This is a genomic window from Desulfosoma caldarium (assembly GCF_003751385.1).
In the GTDB taxonomy this organism is placed as follows: domain Bacteria; phylum Desulfobacterota; class Syntrophobacteria; order Syntrophobacterales; family DSM-9756; genus Desulfosoma; species Desulfosoma caldarium.
Map to the genome: position 1 here is coordinate 385,254 of NZ_RJVA01000012.1, position 19,130 is coordinate 404,383.

Sequence of the window (19,130 nt, forward strand, 5' to 3'; positions counted from 1 at the left end):
AGGCAAAGCCCTTTCCCATGACCTTGGCACAAAAGACCATCTGGCAATTCGGCAGACTTTTAGGAAAACTTGACAAAAAAAAGACGCGCCGCGGGGGCATCAATGGACACCGTGCATGGCGCTTGTGGTCGGCAAGAATTCCGAGTATGACGAACGCCGCGGAAAGGAACGCAGAAAAGCGAAGCCTGCTAGGGATCATCATCAAAGGAGAAAAGATCATGGATATGGAAGCTTTATACGATCGGCCGTCGTGGGAATGGCCGCAGGGGACCAAGGAAAAACTCGTGACGTTGGTGCACAGCACCAAAGCGCCAACAGAAGATCGGGAAATAGCTGCCGAACTTCTATCGGATATTTCCGTCATGGATGACCATGTGGCGCACATTCTGTTGAACATCGCAGCCAACCCCAATGAAAATCCCTCTCTTCGAGGCACAGCGGCCGTCGCGCTGGGCGCGGCCCTGGAATACGTCGACGTGGAAGGCTTTGACGATCCAGAAGAAAATCCGCTTTCGCAAGAGGCTTTTAAGCACATTCAGCAGACCTTTTACAAGCTCTTTCACGATCCGCGCACTCCTGAAGATGTGCGTCGCCATGTGTTTGAAGGGTCGGTTAGGGCCCCGCTGGAATGGCACAGGGAAGCCATCGCCGGGGCCTATGCCTCCAAAGACGATGACTGGAAACTGACGGCCGTGTTTGCCATGCGCTGGGTGGACGGCTATGAAAGGGAAATCATGGAATCTTTAAATGCCAAAGACCCCGACATCCTTTATCAAGCCGTGTGTGCTGCGGGTGCCTGGGGCATTTCGGAGGCGGCCTCGGTGTTGGAAGAGATTCTTCAATCGGAGGAAATCGACGAGGATCTTCTTTTCGCCACCATCGACGCCGTGGCCACCGTTATGCCGGAAAGAGCCCCTGAGGTTCTGGGAGATCTGCGCAACAGCGACGATCCGGACATTGTGGATGCTGTAGAAGATGCGCTGTCCACGGCCAGGAGCCTTCTGACGCTGAAACAGGACAGCGGCAATGGTGCGGAATAAGCGAGTGAGGCAGTTTTTGCCAACGCTCATGGATGAGGTGAGGGCATTAGAAGATGGTGAGCAGAAGAGCAAAAGCGCTCAGGATGATGAATGATTCGCCGGCCTTGCGAAAAAGCCGGTTTTCGAGGTATAGCCTCCGCGGTTCTTCAAGCTTTCGTGATCAACCATAACAAAAGGAGAAGGGAACATGCGACGAGGGCTCTACTGTGGTCTTTTGGTAGCCATGATTCTGATGGCCGGGATTGTGGGCCAGGATGTTCAGGCAGCCGACAAGGTTTATGTGAACGGTATCGACGCCAACTTTCCGCCGTTTTCCTACATCGACAAAGACGGCAAGCCCGCCGGGTTCGATGTGGAAGCCCTGGAGTGGATCGCCAAAGAAATGGGATTCAAGGTTGAGCATAAAGCCATCGACTGGGACGCCATCATTCCTAGCCTGACAGCTCGCAAAATCGACGTCATCGCCTCAGGATTGAGCGTGACGGAAGAACGCAAGAAGCAGATCGCCTTTACGAACCCTTACTGGGAAATCAAACAGGTGCTCGTCGTCAAGAAGGATGCCAACCTCACGGTGGACCAGGTCTTAAACAGCGACCAAAAGGTCGGCCTGCAGCGCGGCACTTCCGAAGCCAAGTGGATGAAGGAAAACCTTATCGATAAAGGTAAGAAATTTGAGTTGGTCTATTACGATTCCGGCCCTCTGGCCGCTGAAGACGTGCTGAACGGAAGAATCATTGCGGCGGCCATGGATGATGCGCCCGCCCATGAAGTGGTGCGCGAAAAACCCTTGAAGATTCTGGGAACCTTTGGCATGCCCGAAGAAACCTTTGCGTACGGGGTGCGCAAGGAAGATACGGAGTTGCTCAAGGTGCTCAACGAGGGACTCGAAAAATTCATGAAATCTCCAAAGTTCCAAGAACTGAAAGAAAAATACCAACTCTAATACGATGTCTCACGGTGTCTCATGAGACTTCAACGGTTCCTTGAGGAGCGACGCGAGGCGCGATGCAGTGTCGCGGCTCACGCCGCTCCGATGAAAAGTCCATGGGGTCATTTTGAAGGAGCGCCGCAACGCGCGATCCTGGCGTCATGGCTGGCGCCGCACCAACTCAAGCTTCGACGGGGATTCCATCGACGCGGGCCGTGAAAGGCTCAAGGAACGGCCGTTTCTCAAAAAGGACGGTTGCGGCATGCATGAAAGGCTTTCTCGCGGCCGTGGCCCACACCGCGAAGGCCATGATCTGAACCCCGTCGGATAAATGCCACCCACAATCAGGTCAAAGAAAGACTCCGTGAATTCCCCACAACTCAGCCCTTATCAGCGCTTGACCCCTGAGATTCTTTCGGCGCTTCGCCATGCCTTGGGAGACCAAGCCATTTCCGTGCATGCAGAAAAACTTGCAGAATACGCCGAGGATGCCTCCCACACACGGGGGTATCCCGAGGCGGTGGTGACAGCCCGCACCGAGCAGGACGTGGTGCAGCTCATGGAACTGGCCAACCGGTATCGTTTTCCCGTCACACCCCGAGGCATGGGCACGGGCTTGGCCGGCGGCGCCAGTCCCATTTGTGGCGGTGTGGTCTTGAACCTTTCCGCCATGAATCGCATTTTGACCGTCGATCCCAGGAATTTGGTGGCCGAGGTGGAACCGGATGTGGTGACGGCCGACCTCAAGCGTGCGGTCAAAGCCCAAGGTCTTTATTATCCTCCGGATCCCGCCAGCATCGACACCTGCAGCATCGGCGGCAACGCCGCCACCAATGCGGGTGGGCCTTCTTGTGTCAAATACGGGTCACTCGGGATTACGTGCTTGGACTGAACGTGGTGCTTCCTACCGGAACCCTCGTTCCCACGGGGGTTAGGACGCGAAAGGGCGTTGTCGGCTACGATCTCACGCGACTCATCGTGGGTAGCGAAGGCACGCTGGGCATCATCACCCGACTGATCTTGCGCCTCATTCCTCATCCGCCCGCCGTGACCACTTTGGTGGCGCTCTTTGACGACATAAGCCAGGCCATGAACGCCGTTTCGGGACTTCTCACCTCCGGCCTGGTCCCCTCGGCCGTGGAATTTTTAGATCGACGCTGTCTGGAACTGGTGGGAGACCTCCTGCCGTTTGAACAGGTTCACGGAGCCGGATCTTTTCTTTTGGTGGAAGCCGACGGACATCCGCAAACGATTGCTCAGGAAATCCAGCGCATGGGCGAAGTGTGCCTGGAACACAGAGCCCGCGAGGTGCTGATGGCTCCTGACGCCGCCAAGAGGGAAAGAATGTGGGCGGTACGCCGCGAAGTGTCGCTGCGCATTGAACACAACGCCGCCGTCTACATTCCGGAAGACGTCGTGGTGCCTCTGGAAGAAATCGCGGGCTTCACGCGGTGCATTCCGGAAATAGAACAGCGCTTTGACCTGAAGATTTATTGTTTCGGCCATGCAGGGGATGGAAACATTCACTTGAACATCACGGCGTGTCGGGAATGCCGCCAAAAGCGGGTGGAAGAGGGCGTTCAGACCTTGCTTCTGGAAGTGCTCAAGCGTGGGGGGACCATTTCCGGGGAGCATGGGATTGGTGTGGCCAAGCAACCTTATCTTGCGTTGGAACAAGACCCCGAAATGATCGGGTTGCAGATGGCGATCAAAAAGGTCTTTGATCCAAACCTCGTTTTGAATCCGGGAAAGATTTTTCCTTGGCACCATGAGCTGCGGAGGGTCTAGGGGTGGCTTTGGAGCGTTCGGCTTTGGAAGCGGCAGGAAAGCGGTATCGGGACGAGGGGATCAGCCGAAGGGTTCGAGGCATTGCTGTGTCCGCCATCAAGGAAATACCATTGCTGGCCCAGAAGGTTCCCGGCTGCGTTTCCTTGGGACAGGGAATTTCTTCCTTTCCCACGCCCGAGCACATCGTGGATGCGGTATGCCGGCATCTGAGGGAGAGCGTTTGGACGGGAAAATATACCCTGGGTCCTGGGCTTCCGGCACTTCGCAGAGCGTTTGCGGACATGCTTGTTCGGGAGCGGGGCCTGTGGGTGGATCCGGATACAGAAATCTGCATTACGGTAGGCGCCATGGAAGGGCTGTGTGCCACCGTACTCACCTTGATCGAGCCCGGCGACGAAGTGCTTCTGCCGTCTCCCAATTACGCTTCCCATATCGAACAAGTGCTTTTGGCCGAAGGTATCCCGGTCTTCTTTCCGCTCAAACCCGCTACATGGCAGTTGGACCTCGACGCCCTTGGCCATGCCATATCTCCCAGGACCAAGGCGATCATTATCTGCCATCCCCACAACCCGACCGGGGCCGTTTTTTCCAAAGAGGATCTGCTGGTCGTGGCCCAGTGGGCATTGGAACACGGTTTTTACATCATTTGTGATGAAACCTACGATTTCCTTACCTATGACGGCAAACCTTATTGGAGCCTGCTGTCGATGCCGGAGCTGCGGCGTCAAGTGATCGGGGTTTTCAGTTTTTCCAAAAAATACGCCATGACCGGCTGGAGAGTCGGCGCCGTGGTGGCCCCGGCGGATATTTTGGATCATGTGATGAAGGTGCACGATGCCGCCGCCATCTGTGCCCCGACGCCGTCCCAAGTGGCCGCCCTGGCCGCTCTGGAAGGGCCTCAGGAATGCGTGGCGCACTTTCGAAAAACCTTTCAGGCCAGGCGCGACAGGGTCTGTTCCTTTCTGGACCGCATGGCACCCCACCTATCTTACGTCAAGCCTCAAGGGGCCTATTATGTCATGGTAAAATTTCCGCCCCAGGCCGGCGATTCCATGACCGTGGCTCTTCGGCTGCTTCACGAAGCCCGCGTCATCACCATTCCCGGCAGCGCCTTTGGACCGGGCGGCGAAGGCCATGTACGGCTTTCTTTTGGCAGCACGGAAGCCGAACTGGACGAAGCCATGGAAAGGCTCGCGCGTTGGTTTGAAAAGAATACGGCATGAGAACGCGAAAACGCCTCGGCACCGAAGCACCAAGGCGTTGCAAAGCGGGCGGGCATATGGCGGCTTAGTCGTAACGAGGGCCGCGGGAAAGACGACTGGGTCGCGGTTTGGCCTGGTTGACCTTGAGGGTGCGGCCTTGCAAGTCTGCGCCGTTGAGCGCCTTGATGGCCTTGTCCGCGTCGGCGTTCAGTGGCATTTCCACGAAGCCAAACCCTTTGGATTGTCCGGTTTGACGATCAATGATGATGTTGACACTGCTCACTTCGCCGTACTTGGCAAAAGCGGCGCGCAGATCGTCTTCCGTGACACTGTAGGCGAGATTTCCGACGTAAAGATTCATGAATTGTCCTTTGCGCGTGGTTTCATGGCATGGGGGTCGGTCGTTTTCAACCACGAGAACGAACAACCGACCCGTCACCGAACTTTCGGTGACGCTTCGGGGCATCCCGGAAAAACTGGCGGCGAACCGTGGAACAAAAAGAACCGTGCGGGACTTATTAACTGAGCGCACATGTTCATGACGGTTCCCTGGCGACCTCGGCATGCCAGGATGGTGCTCGACCTTCGCACAGAATCCCAGGACTGTCAAACACATTCACCTGAGTATGGGGTCACATCTTGTTTTATGCTCCAAGGGCCAAATCAGCGGCTCTCGACCACGGTTCTCGGCACTTGTTCGAGAATGCCTTTTTCCTTGATCGAAGCCCCACGCGAAACCTGATCACGCCGTGCGGCGCCTAAGGAATCAAACGGAAAGCTCCTTCTAGGGCTTGCTCCTAGAGGATCAGCGTCTCGCCGGGTTTCAGCAGCACCACATGGGTTGAGGTTTCCTTTTCCACCCGTTCCTTCCATGCCGCCGGGTCCTGCTGAATGATGTCAAAGGTGTCGTAGTGAATGGGCAGGACCTTGGACGGCTTAAGGAGCTTTACGGCGCGCAGCGCATCGTCGGGTCCCATGGTAAAATTATCTCCAATGGGCAAAATGGCCAGGTCGATGCCTTCTTCGCCGATGAGCACCATGTCGTAAAAAAGCCCCGTATCGCAGGCGTGATAGATTTTGGAACCACCTATGCTAAAAAGAAATCCGCAGGGATTGCCGCCGTAGGATCCGTCGGGTAAAGCCGATCCATGGTGGGCAATGGTCAACTTGACCCGTCCCCACGGATGGTTCGATCCGCCACCGATGTGGTGCGGATGCAACTTTGTCAGACCCTGAGCCGCAAGCCAGTTGCAGATTTCAAAATTGGAAATCACCGTGGCTCCCGTGCGCTTGGCAATGGCGACCGTATCTCCCAAATGGTCTCCGTGCCCATGGGACACGAAGATCACGTCCGCCGAAACCTTGTCCGCATCCACCGGGGCCAAAGGATTTCCCGTAAAGAACGGGTCCACCAGAAGATGGGTTCCTTCCGATTCGATCAAGATACAGGCATGGCTGTACCACGTCACAGTGACACTCATGGGACCCTCCTTTATGTACGCTCTTCAAACGATTCATGCTATCAGGTGTCTCATCCGATATATTTCCTGAATCCTCAAGGTCTTTCGGGCCATGATTGACACAAACTCACAGGGATGACAAGATCCTTGCGTAATGAATCGGTTCGTGGCGTTAGCCGGAGTGAAGGCAATGATGGGAAAAAGACAAGGCGCCCTAACCGTTCTTGGCGTTCTGCTTATAGCCTATGCCTTTGCCAACGCCATTGGCGGCGGAAAGATGCTGTGCGATTCTTTCAGCTGCCGGGTGATGCAAAAGCCGGCTTTGTGGTGGGCCGGAGCCTTTTATGCCGGAGGGCTCCTTTGGGCTCATCGCCTTGCCAGAAAGGTTCTGAGCGGCCTTGTGGTCGTGGGCATGGTGGTGGAATGCGCCTTGGTCCTCACCCAGGTGCTCTTGAACCTTTATTGTCCCGCCTGCTTGGGCTACACGGCCCTGTTCGTGCTCTGGGTTTTCCTCGCCGGTCGCGATATCTTTCCTTTGGCCAGAAAAGCCGTGTGGGGTGGGGCGGCCGTGACCCTGGGCGTCGTTGTGCTCGTCGCTCCCCTGACTCGCACCATGTGCGCCTGTTTTGAGTCACCCTTTGCCACCGTGAACGCGGACGAGCAGGTGGTGTATCTTTTTTTTGAACCCACGTGCACGCACTGCCACGATGTCTTGGAGATGCTCGAGAAAATGGCCGTAAAAGACCGTGTGCGGTTGTGCCCTGAGGCGTGGAGCCTGACGTCGGTGTGGCAATTGGTACAAGACCATTGCGAGACGTGCACGCAATGGCCGCAGCGCCTCAAGTGCCTTGTGTCCACACTGGCGGTGGTGCGAGCCAACAACGCCTTTTGTTGGGAACGCGGAGTTCTGTCCGCTCCCTTCGTCGTTCATCAGGGTCGCATCGTGACCGGCGCCGAGGTTCCCGGGTATCTGCTGAGCGTCCTCGAAAATCCTTTGACAGGTCTCGATACCCAGGAACTCTTCCTTCCGCTGGAATCCGGTGGAAGTTGCACGGTGAACGCCTGCGACTAAATCAGCGGGCAAACCTTTCGTAACTGGCCCTCAAGCGAGACGCCATGACGCCGGCGAGGCGACGAAGGACCAACAAGCCGTCTTGAGGATTATCCTCGAACATTTGAAGAAGCTGGGTGCCGTCTAGCCGAATGACCGTCGTGGGCATGGTAGTTTCACAGGTCGCCGTATAGGTGCGCGGTTCCACAAGAGCCGACCAGCCGAAAACGGCCCCGGCTTCACCAATGGGAAACGTGATGGGCGCGGCACCCACTGTGGTCAAGGCCACTTGCCCATCCTTCAACACATAAAGAAACGCCGCGGGTTCCCCAGCTCGAAAGAAAACGTGCCCCTCCGGAACCTGCTCTTCCTCCGCCATGGCCTGAATCCGGTCCAAAACCTCAGCGCTGACCCCCACGAAGATTTCCGCCTTCCTCAGAAACATCATCTTCCTCCTTTAGTTTTTTCACAATGAGGTCCCATTTCCTACGCGCCGCGTGCTTGAAAATCCATTATTGGCCGTTGACGATTTGAGAAAAAAAGAACTAGAATGAAAATAAGTGGGAAAGAGGAGGTGTGAGGGCACCTCCCGAACGCTCTCCCTCATGTTACCTATGCCCATGTTCACGCTCTTTGTCGAGTGACTTTTGTGCTGTGGCCATGGTGCCCTCATTCATCATACAGCGTGACCACCTGACGCGTCACCCCTGAAGGGCTGTAAGAGAAAGGAGTGCCGTTAGAACCTCCTTTTGTGGCAACGCCTGAGGGTCCCATGAGGTCTTGCGGCCATCGCCGCTCCTACGGAAGACCTTTTTGAGAGGCTATGAAGCCTTTCAAGGCCGAGATAAGGGCCAGGGAGGCGCGGAAGGGTTGATCGAAAGAAGCCTAGGCATAGGCTTATGGCACCGAAGTCGCTTCATCGACGACGCGCACTGTTACGAGGAAAGGGGGTGGTGGACAGGGTTTTGGTTTGGGCTAAAGGGCCTGCCTGTTCTACGGAAGGCACAAAGGATGGACGTCGAGATTGGAGAGGTGCAGTATGGCAGAAATCGGGCATGGCGGTAAAGAAATAGTGGAACGGATTCTGGACCCCAAAGAGGCGCCCGCGAAGGTGCGGGGCTTGAAACAGGTGCCGGTCCGGAGTCAGATCGCCAATGAAGTGATCGGCATTGCCTACGGGTTTTTCTGCCCTCTTACGGGTTTCATGGGGCTGGAAGACCTGGATTCTGTCGTGAAGAAAATGCGTCTTAAAGATGGCACTATCTGGAGCATTCCCATTCTGTTTGACATGTCCGACCAGGAACTGTCGGATTATGGCATCAAGGCAGGGGATACGATCTGCCTCACGTATCACGGCAACCCCATGGCCATTTTTGAAATTTTCGAAATTTATTCTTATGACAAACAAGCCATCTGCCAGTCCATTTTCGGCACGGCCGATAGCAAACATCCGGGGTGCGCTCGCACCTATGCGTACAAAGACAAATTCTTGGGCGGCAACATCACCCTGGTCACCACTCCCAAGATCAATCCGCCCTTTGATCCTTATTTCATTCCGCCCTTGGAGATGCGCAAGCGTTTTCGCGAGAAGGGCTGGCAGCGTATCGTGGCGCATCAGACCCGCAACGTGCCGCACACGGGGCATGAGTGGCTCATGAAAGGAGCCTGGTTGCAAGCGTATGGTGAACTGCCCATCGAAAAACCTCTGGTGGGCGTGTTGGTCAACGCCATCATCGGCGAAAAACGCAAGGGCGACTACATTGACGAGGCCATCATTTTGACGCAAGACGAACTGCGCAAGTCCGGCTATTTTGGAGACCACAACCACATGACGTCTTTAACTTTTTGGGACATGCGCTATGCCGGGCCAAAAGAAGCTGTTTTTCATGCGGCCTTGCGGACCAACCTCGGGCTGACCCATCACATGTACGGTCGTGACCATGCGGGCGTCGGAACCTATTACGGCCCCTACGATGCGCACCACCTGTTGGCGAGCGTGAAAGACGAGCTGAACATCACTCCTGTCTATTCCATGAACTGGCTTTATTGCCCGCATTGCGGAGAAATTACCAGCGAAGGGCTGTGCAATCACAAGAGCGAGTGGCAAAAGTTCAGCGGAACCGTCATTCGCAGCATCGTGCAAGATGGCGTCAAACCGCCTCGACTTATATTCCGCCCCGAAGTGTTTGATCTGGTCATGGAATGCGCCGAAAAGTACGGATTCGGCTCTCCGTTTGTCACCGACGAGTACCTGGCAAAAAGGACGCCCGTTTTCACCATTCCACCCTTGGCGGGCTTATAGGAGGTGAGGTCATGACCGAGGAAAAATACCCCATCAACATCTGGGTCAATGAAGAGCGCTATGAAAAGCTCAAAGACGCGGGATTGGCCCACATGTGCGAGGAAATGCTCGCCGGCATGAAGGTCATCCGTGTTTATGCCAACGCGGCACAACGGGACAAAATCCTCAAAGTGTTTCCCACCGCCAAGTTCGATTCGGCAACCACCAAGAGCATCGAGCTCTTGCCACGGCAAGTCAAGGACCAGATCTTTGACAAGGTGGTGGAAAAGAAGTCCGTGGACATCTTGGAAGAATTCCTGAGCGCGTACTAAGGCGTTCACGGCGCGTGTGGGAAATGGGACGGGTTCGTCACTCTTCGCCGACCAACGTGTTCCGGAAAGAGACCGCCGGCGGAAGCCCAAGTTTCCGCCGACGGCCGCCGAGTTTTCACCAGGAATTATTGCCTTAAAGCGTCGCGGTCCTTTCGGCCGCATGCGGTGCGGGTTCGGTCAGAAAGAAGACCACGAGAAGAATCAAGACAGAAAATCGCCGCGTCCCGATGGCTTGAAGAATCTTCTCGGTTCATAAGGGTTTCCTCCAGACGAACAACATCCCTCAAGGTCCACAAGCGGAGTTTTTCAAAGAGTGTTTCCGACAATTCCTGCCAGACCCGTCGAGGGCCGCAGCGTGAAGCTCGAGGACATAGATGAGGGTTGGACACACAAGCCGCAAGGTGTCGGCCCCCTTCGAGGGCCGCAACGATGTCCTCCAACGTGATATTCTCGGGGTCCTTCGCCAACATGTGGCCGCCTTTTCGTCCTCGCACGGTCTTGATGAGCCCCGCCTTTCTCAAAACAAGCGCGATTTGTTCCAGGTACTTCACGGAAATTCCTTGGTCCAGGGCCACATCGGCGATTTGCACGGGAGTTTCTGTGGAGTGCCTCGCGAGAGACATCATAAGGCGGGTCCCATAACGGCTGCGAGTCGATAGGCTGACCATGAGCGTTCTCCTTTCTTTTCGGGATTTCCCGAAGACCGCCACCTTGAATACAACGGAAGCCACCGCGGACTATCCTTTATAAGAGTCACGCATACCGAGAGCTGTTTCAAAAGGCGGAATCAGGATGGGGCATCATCGGCGTATTTTTTCAGTTTGAGCCTCAAGGTTCGCCGGGTGATTCCCAGCCGCCGCGCCGCTTCGCTCTTGTTGCCCCCGGTTTCTTCCAAAACCCTTTCAATGAGATGCTTTTCCATTTCCGCCAGCGTCATGGACGAGACAGGCTCAAGTTCTTCCGGGGTGGCTTTGCTTTCGAGCGATGAAGGATCGGAAGGGGTGGCTCGCTGCAGGTGCAGGGGAAGTTCGGCCTCGGTGAGGTAATCGCTCCGCAACAGAATGACGGCTCGTTCCATGACGTTTTCCAATTCCCGAACGTTTCCAGGCCAATCGTATTTGACCAGAAGGTCCATGGCGCGGGGCGTGATACCCCGAACCGTCCTTTTGTTCTTTGCTGCAAAGGTCTTGAGGAAATGGTCCACAAGAAGAGGAATGTCGTCCTTGCGTTGCCGCAAAGGCGGCACTTCCACGGTGACCACATTGAGCCGGTAATACAGGTCTTCTCGAAAAGCGCCGTATTGGATCATGCCTTGCAAGTCCCTGTTGGTGGCCGCCAGAATCCTGACATCCACGACATGGGGCTGATCGCTTCCCACCCTTTGAATCTGACCGTCTTGAAGCACACGCAGAAGTTTGGCTTGCATGGGCAGGGACAGCTCCCCCACCTCATCGAGGAAAATGGTGCCCCCGTCGGCTTGAGCGAAACGGCCACGGCGAGCCTTGTCCGCGCCCGTAAAGGCCCCTTTGTCGTGGCCGAACAGTTCGGTTTCCATGAGGTTCTCGGGAATGGCAGCGCAGTTGACTTCCACCAGCGGCCCTTGGCTGCGCCGGCTATTGGCATGGATGGCTCGAGCCACCAGACTCTTGCCCGTGCCGCTTTCCCCCGTGATCAGCACCGTGGCTTCGCTGGGCGCCACCAGCGCCAGCAGTTCCACAAGCCGCTCCATGGCGGGACTCTTTCCGATGATTTCCGGCAGGCGCAGGCGGGCCAGTTGTTCCCTCAATTCCTGATTTTCGGCGCGCAGCTGAGTGTACTCTAGCGCCCGATTCAAGGTCAGGCGTAGGGCATCAAAATCCAGGGGTTTGGTCAGATAATCGTAGGCTCCGGCCTTGAGGGCTTCCACGGCCGAAGGAACGGAGGAAAAAGCCGTGAGCACAATCACCGGCAGCGCCGGATTGTATTGGTGGATGCGGCGCGTGGCTTCAATGCCGTCAAGGTCAGGCATGCGCACGTCCATGATCACCGCATCCAAAGGCTGCTCCTGAACCCTGTGCACGGCCGCAAGGCCCCCGTCAGCCTCGTCCACACGATACCCCCAATCGCCAAGAAGGGTAGTGAGCATGAGGCGATGGGCGGGATCGTCATCCACGATGAGAATATGCGGAGGTAAGTCTTTTTTCATGGCCAAGTCTCATCTCCCTTGAGGCGATAGCTGTGTTTCTGTGTCCCACATTTTCTGGGTTGTGAAGGCCAAAACGTCCTTGAACGTGTCCCTTTCGGTAACCGTCCTTAGGAATGATCATCCCCTCTTTCTGAAATGAAGGCCGCCCCCCCTTGGCCTTCGTGGTTCACCGGCCTGTTTAAACTCATCTCTTTTTGCCTTGCATGCGAAAGGCTCGAGGCGTTTTGAGGTATGCGAATGACGAAGCGGGTTCCCTTCGCATCGGATTTGTCCACCACAATATCTCCACCGTGCGCTTCCACGATTTTGTGGACAATGGCCAGCCCCAAACCCACACCGTTGGGTTTGGTGGTGAAGTAGGGATCGAAGACGTGTCCCAGCGCTTCAGGTGCAATGCCCGGCCCTGTGTCTTCCACATCCACGCGCAGTGTGTTTTGGTCCATGGAGGCCCGCACGCTGAGTCGTCCCCCGCGGTGCATAGCTTGAATAGCATTGAGGTAGAGGTTGAGTAAAACCTGAGAAAAACGGTCCGCATCCACTTCGGCTCGAAGATCGGGCGGAGACAGTTCTACGGACAGCTCCACGCCCGCTTGAAGGGCATCTCTTTCCACCAGTTTCATGCTGTGTTCGATGATATCTCGAAGCTGAACGGGCCTTATCTCTAGTTCGGCGGGACGGGCAAATTCGAGCAACTCCGAGATGACACGGTTAAGGCGGTCCACTTCGTGGGTCATGGTTTGCGCTACTTCTTGGGCTGAAGGATCGCCTGCGGCCTTGCGGGCGAGTATCGCCGCAAAACCCTTGATGGAGCTTAAAGGATTTCGAATCTCGTGGGCAACTCCCGAGGCCAGTTTTCCCAAGGCGGCCAGGCGTTCGTGGCGGCGAAGTTTTTCTTCAAGAGTGCGCACGGCGGTCATGTCCGAAAGGAGAAAGGCAAAACCCGCAGGGTTGTTTTCGGCGTCCTGAATCACCGTGGCGTTAATGAGTAAAGGCTTCGGTGTATTCTGGCCCATTTCATATCGAAGATTGTCTTCAATGGGATCTTCCCCTTTTTCCAGACGTTGTCGTAGGCTTTCCAAGGCGGGAATATCCCTGAGGGAGCGCCCGGCTTCCACGTGAGGACCTAAAAGCGACGCGGCTGCCGGATTGGTTCGGCGAATGACACCTTGGCGGTCTGTGGCCACGAGGCCGACGGGCATGCGGGAAAAAATGGCTTCCGTCATGACTTCCATGGTTCGCAGCGATTTTCGAGCCAGTCGATATCCCTGGGCCCAAAAAAGGGCAACGAACCCCGTGGCACCGAGAACGAACAGGATGGCCAAGAGAAGGGCGTTCTGGACCATGTCCTGGCGCATGGCGTCCTGAACGGGCGTCGCGTTCAACCCCACCACAAACCGCAACGGCCCGGCATCAAAAAAAGGATTCGGCCATCGCGTTCTTCGAGGTGGCGCTAAGCCTTGACCGCGGTCTTGCCCATTTTCCACACACGGGGTTCGCGGCTTGGTACCACACCGCGCCCATGGCTCATAGGGCCGCACCACTTCAAAAGCCTTTTTCCCTTGAAAGTCGGTATAGGCATGTCCTGCACGATCCGCTTCAAGGCTCGGGGGAAGCGTTTGGCCCATCTCTTGGGAATTGCTGGAGGCGATGACACGACCCGAGCGATCCACGAGCCGTAGGTAGAGCACGGAAGGCTCTTGCGCCGTTTGTTCCATAAGCATCTGCAATTGGTTGCGTCCCCATCCCATGCGGCCCATCATACCCGTTCGGGTTCCAGCTTCCAGAGATACCTGAAATGTGTGCGCCTGAGCGGACAGTATGGTTTCCATGAACCGCCGTTCGCGATCGGCGTTTCGCAAAGCCACCACCGCCAAAATGACAGCCAAGACCCCCGCGGCGCCCAAGATCAGCCACGGGGAAAGCCACGGGGAATCCATGGTCACCACAGAACGCTTCGCCGGTTTCATCAAGAACCCTTCCCTGGTGAGTCATTGTGCATCCATGAGCACAAGCTTTTCCGTTGACGGGGATTTCACGTCTTGTCCATGGGTTTGAGTATCATATCAAAAATTAGGCCAAGAAAAAGCCCGTGCCGTCTTGCGAGAGGCTCGGGTCTCCTGCATCACTCACCCATTATTCAAATATTCAAAGCTTCGTCTTGGGCTCACCCCCCAGTGCCTTGAACTCTCGTGCGTCATGGCTCATCAGGCTCTCTTTGAGGTGGGTCCTTTTGATCCAGGGGGTAGCGCGGTGGGTTAATGTTACCCATCCAAGGATCAAAAACCTGTGCGGGTCACCCCCCGGCGAGCTGATCGCGATTTTTTTCTTGTGTCGATGGCGGTGAATGCCGAATAAAGGGGTGAAGCATGGAATGAACGATCAATAGGTTCAGCACTCTCGCACAAGGTAGCCTCAAATGAGCGAGATGGGAAAGAGCTCCGGGCCCGCCAACGGCTCTTTTCGTGACGAAGTGCGCCGAGTGATTCGGACGCTGGAAACCTTACCCTCGGCGCCCGCTGTCGCTTCTAACATTCTCAACGCTTTGACCCAAGCACGGCCGGACATGGAGCGAGTGGTCAAGCTGCTGGAGACGGACCAGGGCCTGGCCCTGAAGCTTTTGCGCCTGGTCAATTCCAGCTATTACGGACTTTCCAAGAAAGTGACCACCCTCCACAGGGCGGTGGCGTTGCTCGGTGTGGAGCAGCTTCGATGCATGCTGCTCAGCGTCACCGTTTCCGAATCCCTCATCAAGGAATTGCGGCGCAGGGCACGAAAGGATCAGCAGGCTCTGTGGGAGCATTCCCTGGCGTGCGCAGTGTGTTGTGAATTGTTTGCGGAAAAGGTGCTGCCCAAGCGGTCCTCGGAAGCTTTTGTTTTGGGGCTTCTGCACGATGTGGGAAAACTGCTTTTTATGGAATGTGCTGCGGAGACTTATCGGGAGGTGGAACAGGCTGCCCGGGACCGGGGTGTGGCCATGGCCGAGGCGGAACAGGACCTTTTGGGTGTGGATCATGCCACGGTAGCCCGCTGGCTTGCGGAAAAGTGGGGCCTCCCGCCCATCCTCACTTTTCCATTGTGGTGGCATCACCACAGTCCGGATGTCCTAAGCTTGATGGACGTTGCGGACTCAGAGATTCGAGACTTGAGCCTTCTGGTGAACCTTTCCGACCATGTGGTCCATGAACTCATGGCGGACGCGGTGGCCGTGGAACAGTTCCGCAGTCCCGACCCGGCTCTCCTAGATCATTTCGGGCTCTCCCTCTCCGACTGTGATCAGATCAAAAGCCGCATCGCCAAACGTTATAGCGCCAGAACCGCACTGTTGGACTTTGAGCAGGATGAGTTGTCTTTCTATTTCAGCGCCCTTCAGCGGGCCAATCAGCATCTGAGTCGAATGGCATCCCGGGGGGTGCAACTGGAAAGCGCGCGCCGTTCAGAGCGGGAGAGGGAAGCCTTGGATGCTTTGGAGGCGGTGCTGCCTGCTTTAGCGGACATGCCCACCATGTTGGAAGAAGCGGCACAGCGTGTGGCGAAAATCTTGGGCGTGGATCACGGCGTCGTCTATGTGTGGGACGATGCAGGCCCCACACTTTACGGATCCTGGTGGAAAACCGACCAGGTTCCGCGCCCCTTTGCCTTGTCCAAGGAGGGAGGCAACGGCCGGGAAGTGCTCAACAGCATGCCCCTGGCAATGCGCCAGCTTCTCAGCGGGTTTCGCAAACGCTACAGCTTTACGGCGGGTGGAGCGGTCATGGACCGTCGCGTGCAATATCATCCGCCCTATATCGCCCTGCCCATGGTTGTGGACGATCGGGTCGTGGGGGAAGCCATTTTGCATGATCAAGGCCTGCATGACGAGGAAGTGCACGCGGCGCGTCCCCTTGCCGTTTATGAAAAAGTGGGCCGTGTGCTCTCATCCGCCGTGCGCCAGATACGACTGGTGGAACAATCCCGGGACCTGAATGATAAGCTTTCCGCCGCTCTGGCGCAAGCAGGCCGCACCATGAAAGAACTTCGAGAAGCGCAGGCGCGCTACCGTGACGAAAAAGAACGCCTTGCCGTCACGCTTCAAAGCATCGCCGAAGCCGTGATCGCCACGGATACGGAAGGCCGGGTGGTTCTTTTCAACGAGGCGGCTTCCAAACTCACCGGATGGGATGCCCAGAACGCTGTGGGAAAGCCGGCCGAAGAGTTGTTGCAGCTCCGCACGGCGGCCGAAGAACCTTTCTCGAACCCGGTGGCGGCGGTTCTGGAAAAAGGCGGCCCGGTGGAATATGCGAACGAACTGGCTGTGATCACTCGAGATGGCTCCCGGCGACCTGTTGCTCTGTGCGGCGCACCCATCATCGATGAAGAAGGCCGAAGTGTGGGGGTCATCTTCGCCGTTCGCGACCTGACGTATCAAAAGAAGATGGAAACGGAGGTCCTGCGCGCTCGAAAATTGGACTCCCTTCGGATTCTTGCCGGAGGCATCGCCCATGACTTCAACAACATCTTGATGGGCATTTTGGGCAATCTGAATCTCGCGCGCATGTTTGTCAACGAGCCTGAGAAGCTGGAATCTCGACTGACCGAAGCCGAAAAAGGAGTGCACCGCGCCAAGGAGTTGACACAGCAGTTGCTAAGCCTGGCCAAAGGGGGTGTTCCTACCAAGAAAACGGCGGCTATGGCCTCTCTTCTTCGAGAGGGGGCCAATTTTGTGCTCTCAGGATCCAACGTCAAGGTGCATTTCAGCCTTCCCGAGGACTTGTGCCCCGTCGAGGTGGATGTGGCTCAGATGCATCAGGTGATCAGCAACCTGCTGATCAACGCCATGCAGGCCATGCCCGAGGGAGGGACGGTGTGGATTTCGGCAGAAAACGTGGAAGTCACCGAGGATACGGGCTTGCCTTTGTCCAAGGGAACCTATGTGCACGTGGCATTTCGCGACGAAGGGACAGGCATCAAGGCCGAATACCTGGACCGAATTTTCGACCCGTACTTTACCACCAAAGACCGCAACAGTGAGAAAGGCACAGGGCTTGGCTTGGCCATTGTCTATTCGGTCATGAAGCGCCACGGCGGATGTGTGACGGTAGAATCGCAGGAAGGCAAGGGAACGGTGTTTCACCTGTACCTTCCCGCATCGGATGCCGTGCCGCCATCGGCCAAACACGACTCCACGCCCCTTCAGACAGCTCAGGGCCGCATCTTGGTCATGGACGATGAGGAATCGGTGCGAAACATCGTGCGCGAAATGCTGACGCACCTGGGTTACGAGCCGGACGTGGCTCAGGAAGGTCTTGAAGCCATCAAGAAATATGAAGCGGCCTTGAAACAGGAAAGGCCCTATCACGCGGTCATTTTGGACCTCACCGTTCGTGGCGGCATGGGAGCCCGGGAGACTCTGGAAAAGCTTCAAACCCTGGACCCGGAGGTCAAGGCCATCGTCTCCAGCGGGTATGTTCAAGATGAAATCGTCAATCGCCACGCGGAATTCGGCTTTGCGGCCGTTATCACGAAACCTTTCACCATTCGAAAGCTTGCGGAAACCCTGCAGAGGGTGGTGCACAAAAAGGATCAGCGTCGTTGTGTTAGAAGAAACGTGCAGCATTCTGTGACGGTGGAACTGGCGGATGCCTCCTTTTTGGCCAAGACTCTGAACCTGAGCGAGGAAGGGGCGCTCATTGACTCCAATGTGCCGGTCAATCCTGAAGCAGTGGTTTCTGTGAACGTGAAACCGGAACATGAAGAACCAAGGCGCCTCAGGGGCCGGGTTGTGTGGTCTCGTGTGCGCGCCATGAACGGGGATGGAGCATCGTATCTGGTGGGCGTGCATTTTGACAACATCTCCGAAGAAGACAGAGAATACGTGCGCGGGCTCATGGGGCTAGAATCCTAACAACCCATGGGTACGATCTACATCAAACTCACCATGACGGCGGTATTGTGGGGTGGCACTTTTATTGCCGGAAGAATGATCGCCGGTGAGGTGCCGCCGTTTTCTGCCGCTTTTCTGCGTTTCGTGTGGGCTTCTGTCTTTCTTTTTGGATCTTTTTTAAGGCGCGGCCGTTCGATGTCTTTTCCTTTGAAACACTGGAGTGCTTTTCTGGTTTTGGGGCTGACGGGAATCTTTGCCTATAACGCTTTTTTCTTTTCCGGCCTCAAACGCATTCCTGCAAGTCGTGCTTCTTTGATCATCGCCTGCAATCCGGCCATGATCGCCCTTTTTTCCGCCATCCTTTTCAAGGAACACCTGGGAGCGAGGCGATGTGGAGGAATTGCCCTTTCGGTTTTGGGGGCCGTGATCGTCATTTCCAGAGGCCATCCCTGGAGCCTATGGCACGGGGGTATTGGTGTGGGCGATCTATTGATTTTAGGCTGCGTGGCCAGCTGGGTGGCCTATTCCTTAATGGGCAAAAGGGTCATGAATGCGGTTTCTCCGGAAATCGCCGTGGCCTATTCATGCCTTGCGGGTACGGCACTTTTGGCGATTCCGGCCAGCGCCGAACGCGTTTGGTCTCATCTGTGGACGTTCAGTTGGACATCATGGATCGGTATGTTTTACCTGGGTTTTTTCGGATCGTTCTTGGGATTTCGCTGGTATTATGAAGGCATTCAGGCCATCGGGCCCGCCAGGGCCGGGGTTTTTATCAACCTGGTGCCGTTGAGTGCCATGGCGATGGCCGTCCTTTTTCTGGGCGAGCAGGTGGAAGCCTCCCTGATTGTGGGTGCCTTGGCCATTTGCCTCGGTGTGACCCTCACCAACCGAGCCTAATTTCTTCATCCCCACGCCCTCTGTGGTGCTTTTTTCGCCAGCCTGCACCATGCCATCTCCGCACGGGCAGGCTTGTTCCCAGAGAAAAAACCGTCCGGATCGCCCG

At 56.2% G+C, this 19,130-nt stretch carries 16 protein-coding genes; 10 read left to right on the forward strand and 6 right to left on the reverse strand.

The window, feature by feature from the left end; translation table 11 throughout:
• Positions 1-218 precede the first annotated feature (218 nt).
• From EDC27_RS09925 to EDC27_RS09945, 5 genes are all read left to right on the forward strand, one after another.
• Positions 219-1,040, forward strand: coding sequence for a HEAT repeat domain-containing protein (locus EDC27_RS09925; RefSeq protein ID WP_148045731.1), 822 nt, complete (start codon positions 219-221; stop codon positions 1,038-1,040).
• A 187-nt stretch (positions 1,041-1,227) separates the two neighbouring features.
• Positions 1,228-1,983, forward strand: coding sequence for an ABC transporter substrate-binding protein (locus EDC27_RS09930; protein ID WP_123290454.1), 756 nt, complete (start codon positions 1,228-1,230; stop codon positions 1,981-1,983).
• A 349-nt stretch (positions 1,984-2,332) separates the two neighbouring features.
• Entirely contained in the window at positions 2,333-2,860 is a 528-nt protein-coding gene (locus EDC27_RS16290) for an FAD-binding oxidoreductase (protein WP_211334856.1), read from the forward strand.
• Positions 2,848-3,756, forward strand: a complete 909-nt coding sequence (locus tag EDC27_RS16295; RefSeq protein ID WP_211334857.1) for an FAD-binding oxidoreductase — start codon at positions 2,848-2,850, stop codon at positions 3,754-3,756. Before EDC27_RS16290 ends, EDC27_RS16295 begins: the two co-directional genes overlap by 13 nt.
• Positions 3,757-3,758: 2 nt before the next feature.
• Positions 3,759-4,979 carry a pyridoxal phosphate-dependent aminotransferase gene (locus EDC27_RS09945; protein WP_211334858.1) on the forward strand — a complete coding sequence of 407 codons (1,221 nt, stop codon included), beginning with the start codon at positions 3,759-3,761 and terminating at the stop codon, positions 4,977-4,979.
• 64 nt (positions 4,980-5,043) lie between these two features.
• Here the strand turns inward: EDC27_RS09945 and EDC27_RS09950 are convergent, their stop codons facing one another.
• Complete coding sequence (locus EDC27_RS09950; RefSeq protein WP_123290556.1) at positions 5,044-5,319, reverse strand: RNA recognition motif domain-containing protein; 276 nt, start codon at positions 5,317-5,319, stop codon at positions 5,044-5,046.
• Positions 5,320-5,755: 436 nt separating this feature from the next.
• Entirely contained in the window at positions 5,756-6,439 is a 684-nt protein-coding gene (locus tag EDC27_RS09955) for a metal-dependent hydrolase (protein ID WP_123290456.1), read from the reverse strand.
• A gap of 169 nt (positions 6,440-6,608) precedes the next feature.
• Here EDC27_RS09955 and EDC27_RS09960 point away from each other — a divergent pair, with 169 nt between their 5' ends.
• The gene (locus tag EDC27_RS09960) at positions 6,609-7,490 is read left to right on the forward strand and encodes a hypothetical protein (protein ID WP_148045732.1); all 882 of its coding nucleotides are present in this window, start codon (positions 6,609-6,611) and stop codon (positions 7,488-7,490) included.
• Between the two features lies 1 nt (position 7,491).
• Here the strand turns inward: EDC27_RS09960 and EDC27_RS09965 are convergent, their stop codons facing one another.
• Positions 7,492-7,917 (reverse strand): Crp/Fnr family transcriptional regulator, encoded by a 426-nt coding sequence (locus EDC27_RS09965; RefSeq protein ID WP_123290458.1) that lies wholly within the window; start codon positions 7,915-7,917, stop codon positions 7,492-7,494.
• Between the two features lie 591 nt (positions 7,918-8,508).
• Between EDC27_RS09965 and sat the strand changes: the two genes are divergently transcribed.
• A complete protein-coding gene (gene sat / locus EDC27_RS09970; RefSeq protein WP_123290459.1) occupies positions 8,509-9,771 on the forward strand; it encodes a sulfate adenylyltransferase in 1,263 nt (420 codons plus the stop codon).
• A gap of 11 nt (positions 9,772-9,782) precedes the next feature.
• Entirely contained in the window at positions 9,783-10,082 is a 300-nt protein-coding gene (locus tag EDC27_RS09975) for a DUF6955 family protein (protein ID WP_123290460.1), read from the forward strand.
• Between the two features lie 125 nt (positions 10,083-10,207).
• Here the strand turns inward: EDC27_RS09975 and EDC27_RS09980 are convergent, their stop codons facing one another.
• The 3 genes from EDC27_RS09980 to EDC27_RS09990 form a co-directional block, all read right to left on the reverse strand.
• Positions 10,208-10,750, reverse strand: coding sequence for an RrF2 family transcriptional regulator (locus EDC27_RS09980; protein ID WP_148045733.1), 543 nt, complete (start codon positions 10,748-10,750; stop codon positions 10,208-10,210).
• A gap of 119 nt (positions 10,751-10,869) precedes the next feature.
• On the reverse strand, positions 10,870-12,267 hold the full coding sequence (locus EDC27_RS09985; RefSeq protein ID WP_123290462.1) for a sigma-54-dependent transcriptional regulator: 1,398 nt from the start codon (positions 12,265-12,267) through the stop codon (positions 10,870-10,872).
• A 107-nt stretch (positions 12,268-12,374) separates the two neighbouring features.
• Positions 12,375-14,234: a PAS domain-containing sensor histidine kinase gene (locus EDC27_RS09990; RefSeq protein WP_123290463.1), complete on the reverse strand. Its 1,860-nt coding sequence runs from the start codon at positions 14,232-14,234 to the stop codon at positions 12,375-12,377.
• A gap of 449 nt (positions 14,235-14,683) precedes the next feature.
• On the opposite strand from EDC27_RS09990, the gene EDC27_RS09995 reads away from it, so the two are divergent.
• A complete protein-coding gene (locus EDC27_RS09995) occupies positions 14,684-18,148 on the forward strand; it encodes an HDOD domain-containing protein (protein WP_123290464.1) in 3,465 nt (1,154 codons plus the stop codon).
• A 6-nt stretch (positions 18,149-18,154) separates the two neighbouring features.
• A complete protein-coding gene (locus tag EDC27_RS10000; RefSeq protein WP_123290465.1) occupies positions 18,155-19,024 on the forward strand; it encodes a DMT family transporter in 870 nt (289 codons plus the stop codon).
• Positions 19,025-19,130 lie beyond the last annotated feature (106 nt).

Bases quoted from the DNA above. Each gene is read 5' to 3' on its own strand.
- EDC27_RS09925 (WP_148045731.1), top strand. From the start codon at position 219: ATGGATATGGAAGCTTTATACGATCGGCCGTCGTGGGAATGGCCGCAG.
- EDC27_RS09930 (WP_123290454.1), top strand. From the start codon at position 1,228: ATGCGACGAGGGCTCTACTGTGGTCTTTTGGTAGCCATGATTCTGATG.
- EDC27_RS09950 (WP_123290556.1), bottom strand. From the start codon at position 5,319: ATGAATCTTTACGTCGGAAATCTCGCCTACAGTGTCACGGAAGACGAT.
- EDC27_RS09955 (WP_123290456.1), bottom strand. From the start codon at position 6,439: ATGAGTGTCACTGTGACGTGGTACAGCCATGCCTGTATCTTGATCGAA.
- EDC27_RS09960 (WP_148045732.1), top strand. From the start codon at position 6,609: ATGATGGGAAAAAGACAAGGCGCCCTAACCGTTCTTGGCGTTCTGCTT.
- EDC27_RS09965 (WP_123290458.1), bottom strand. From the start codon at position 7,917: ATGATGTTTCTGAGGAAGGCGGAAATCTTCGTGGGGGTCAGCGCTGAG.
- sat (WP_123290459.1), top strand. From the start codon at position 8,509: ATGGCAGAAATCGGGCATGGCGGTAAAGAAATAGTGGAACGGATTCTG.
- EDC27_RS09975 (WP_123290460.1), top strand. From the start codon at position 9,783: ATGACCGAGGAAAAATACCCCATCAACATCTGGGTCAATGAAGAGCGC.
- EDC27_RS09980 (WP_148045733.1), bottom strand. From the start codon at position 10,750: ATGGTCAGCCTATCGACTCGCAGCCGTTATGGGACCCGCCTTATGATG.
- EDC27_RS09985 (WP_123290462.1), bottom strand. From the start codon at position 12,267: ATGAAAAAAGACTTACCTCCGCATATTCTCATCGTGGATGACGATCCC.
- EDC27_RS09990 (WP_123290463.1), bottom strand. From the start codon at position 14,234: ATGAAACCGGCGAAGCGTTCTGTGGTGACCATGGATTCCCCGTGGCTT.
- EDC27_RS09995 (WP_123290464.1), top strand. From the start codon at position 14,684: ATGAGCGAGATGGGAAAGAGCTCCGGGCCCGCCAACGGCTCTTTTCGT.
- EDC27_RS10000 (WP_123290465.1), top strand. From the start codon at position 18,155: ATGGGTACGATCTACATCAAACTCACCATGACGGCGGTATTGTGGGGT.